This window comes from bacterium (assembly GCA_040757115.1).
Classification (GTDB): Bacteria; UBA9089; CG2-30-40-21; order CG2-30-40-21; family SBAY01; genus JBFLXS01.
In genome coordinates, this window is the sequence record JBFLYA010000317.1 from 1 (window position 1) to 3,713 (window position 3,713).

A 3,713-nucleotide genomic window follows, 5' to 3' on the forward strand; every position below is an offset into this window, starting at 1 on the left:
CCTTTATTTAACCTGACTCCTCCATTTAATACCTTGAACACACCTCTACCTTCAGGGACTTACACTATCTACTTTGGAGTGGATATAAATATGAATGGTGTGATAGATTTTGATAGTCTGTATTATGACTCTGTAGTAGTCATAGTGCCATAAAGGAATGGGAATTTGAGAAAGATGGTGGGGCAGACCTTGCGAGGTCTGCCCCCAGAAGCCATCTACACGGGGAGTGGGCACAAACGGGGATGAAAATGGGTTTGATAGTTTGATGGTTTAATGGTTCAAGTGAAATCAGGCTGAAGCCTGCGGCTACCAGCCTTCCCGAATCCCGAGTCCCGAGTCCCGATTTTCAGGAGAATAGCACGCTGATGACGCGGATGTTGCGGATATTTCGCGGATAAAAAATATGTAACCGTTCACCGCAGAGACGCAGAGAAAAACACACCCCTAACCCCTCTCAAGAGGGGAATATAACCCCCTAACCCCCTTTGTTAAGGGGGAATATTTGCTTCTTATTCGTGTGCATTCGTGTTGACAAAAAGGCAAAAACTTTATAGAATTGATATAATTAACAATTGACAATTTACAATTAACAATTGACCATTATTTGTTAATTTTGTCAACATCAAATATTAATTGTGAATTGATAATGGCTAATTGATAATTGTCAATTGACTATATTTGGACTTGTGGGTAACGATAAGCTCTCAAGAGGGGAACAACCCCCTAACCCCCTTTGTTAAGGGGGAATATGCGGGCGGGATGCTGAAGTCGAGCAACGCAGGCTAAAGCCTGTGGCTGCCAGCCTTCCCGAGTCCCGAACCCCGAGTCCCGAGTCCCGATTTTCAGGCGAAAGGAGGTAAAAACCAATGAGTGTTAGTTATAAAGAACTTGGGTTGGTAACAACCAGAGAAATGTTTAAGGTGGCGATAGAGAAAGGTTTTGCTGTGCCAGGATATAATTTCAATAATATGGAGCAATTGCAAGCGGTCATTCGTGGGTGTGTTGAGACGGATTCACCAGTCATTTTGCAGGTATCCAAAGGTGCCCGTGAATATGCTAATTCAACTTTACTCCGTTATATGGCTCTGGGAGTGGTCGAGATGGTTAAGGAGGGTGGCAATGAAATCCCAATTACCTTACATCTTGACCATGGTGATACCTTTGAGCTGTGTAAATCTTGTATTGATACTGGATTTAGTTCAGTAATGATTGATGGCTCACATCATCCTTATGAACAAAATATCGCTTTGACCAGGCAGGTCGTAGAATATGCCCACTCTAAAGATGTGGTAGTTGAAGGTGAACTTGGAATTTTAGCCGGGATTGAAGAAGAAGTAAAGGCAGAAAAAACTACCTATACCCATCCTGAACAAGTAGAAGATTTTGTTTCTCGGACTGGTGTTGATTCTCTGGCTATTGCTATTGGGACAAGTCACGGGGCATATAAATTCAAACCCAAACCTGGTGAATCGATACCACCTTTACGATTTGATATACTTGAAGAGGTTGAAAAGCGATTGCCTGGTTTTCCAATCGTTTTACACGGTGCCAGCTCTGTCTTACAAAAGTATGTGGAGATAGTTAATCAATATGGTGGTAACCTATCTGGGGCTATTGGTGTCCCGGAAGACCAATTACGCCGAGCCGCTAAAAGTGCGGTCTGTAAAATCAATATCGATACGGATGGACGGCTTGTCGTCACGGCGATGGTGCGTAAAATCCTGGCTGAAAATCCAAAAGAATTTGACCCCAGAAAATACCTTGGCCCAGCACGGGAAGAATTAGTTGAGATGATTAAGCGTAAAAACATAGAAGTTCTTGGCTCAAATGGACATAGTAAGGAAATTTTAAAGGCGATAAGAGGTGAATGAATAAAAAATCTTTTATCTTACCGGTTTTACTCATTTTACTCATCGGCTGTTTTTGTATGGGATTCTGGGGAGAATGGGATTTTTATATCGTTAATGACCACCCTATCAGGATTCAATACCTGTGGGATACATTAAAGATAAATCTGCCTATCTTTCATAAACTCATCTATTGGAATCCCTTCATAAATTGTGGAGAGCCCAGTTTATATTTGTATCCACCGGGTTTTATCATCTTTGGAACAGCAATTGACTTGATTACCTTCCATCAACTACCCATAGAAATAATCTATAAACTCCTTCTTATCTTTGCCTATTACTTACCGGGAATTACCAGCCTTTTATTTTACAAGAAAATAGGTTTGAGTCGAATCAGTGCCTTACTGGGCGCACTGGCAATGATGCTCTATTCCAATATGACCATTGGTGGTGATGTTGAAGGCGGAATGATTATTGGATTCTTAAATATGCGACTGGCGGTTGGTCTGGCACCCCTTATCTTGTATTTTGCCTTATCCTGGAACTTGAAAAATGCCATATTTACAGGATTGACATTAGGTTTATGCCTTTTAACCCATCCCTGGGGCTGTTTGTTGCCTATTCTGGCAATAATACTTTTATGGACACCTTCTAAAAAATCTATCGGACTTTTATTCCTTATCTTCGTTTTAGCCTTTGGAATATCGTGTTTTTGGTCATTACCGGCATTTTCCCATCGGGAATTTCTTAGACGGGCTGTTCTCTGGGACTTTTCTCCAGACGATATTTTTACCTGGATTAAACAATTACGACCCTTTTGTTTATTATATTTAATCTCCCTTGCAGGATTACATAAAAAACATCTACGATTAGGCTTTTTACCTCTAATTATTTTAATCGTGATACAGGGAAGTTATTTTTTTCACCTCGAATTACTTGAGCCTTCAAGGCTAAAAGATAATTTTTTCTTCTCAATACTGCTTTTATCGGCTGTTGGAATAGAGCAGTTATTAATTTGGTTAAAAAGGAGAATTATTTATTCCCTTGCCTCTATTTGCCTGATTATCATTTTGCTTGTTCCTTTTATGAATTCACCAACAAAAGGTTCATATAGTTATGGAAGTATCACCTATTATGAAAATTTTGAGAAATATTACCAGATGAATAATATTTTCCATACCTTAAAAGATTCACCACCAGGTAGAATCCTTTTTACCTCTTCATCCCGGCCGATGAAAGGGGTATATCATACCCATATTTTTGCTTTGACCCCTGTTTTTATTGGCAGGGAAATTATAGGAGGAATACCAACCGCTCATACCCCAATGGCTAATTATCTTTATTATGGTGGTAAGCAAAATAAGAATACAGATTTTGCTGAGGCATTTGATAATAAATCTATCTTTGGAATGAACTATGACGAAGGCGTGGATGTTCAAAGACTACATAAAATATGTTCACGGTTGAATATTACGACAATTGTTGTTGGCAAATATGAGGATAAAGTCCGTTCTTTTTTTCTTGCCAATCCTGACTATTTTCCATTACGGACAAAAATAGGTAGGTTTCATCTCTTTGATGTTGCCAACTACAAACATTCCCTTTTAGATTATAATAAAGCAGTGATTATTAAAGGGAAAATGGATGAAATTCACATTCGAGTATTAGAGGCAAAACAAAATATCACACTGGGGGTCAAAATTTCCTATTATCCATTGTGGAAGGCGTCCATTGATAATATTCAATTAAAAGTTAGTCAGGATGAAATGGGTTTGATAAAGGTCAATCTGCCAGCAGGGGAAAATTACATTGTGAAGTTAAAATATGAAGATGGACTGATGGAACAAATTGGCTGGATTATCACCA

At 39.2% G+C, this 3,713-nt stretch carries 2 protein-coding genes; both read left to right on the top strand.

Annotation, left to right across the window (positions count from 1 at the left end; translation table 11 throughout):
* Positions 1-866: 866 nt before the first annotated feature.
* Positions 867-1,871, top strand: coding sequence for a class II fructose-bisphosphate aldolase (locus AB1422_17785; GenBank protein ID MEW6621155.1), 1,005 nt, complete (start codon positions 867-869; stop codon positions 1,869-1,871).
* The coding region (locus AB1422_17790) for a hypothetical protein (protein ID MEW6621156.1) at positions 1,868-3,713 on the top strand (1,846 nt) is incomplete at its 3' end. The genes AB1422_17785 and AB1422_17790, both read left to right, overlap by 4 nt.

What these genes read in the sequence shown, in the direction of transcription:
- AB1422_17785 (MEW6621155.1), top strand. Translation starts at nt 867, where the DNA reads ATGAGTGTTAGTTATAAAGAACTTGGGTTGGTAACAACCAGAGAAATG.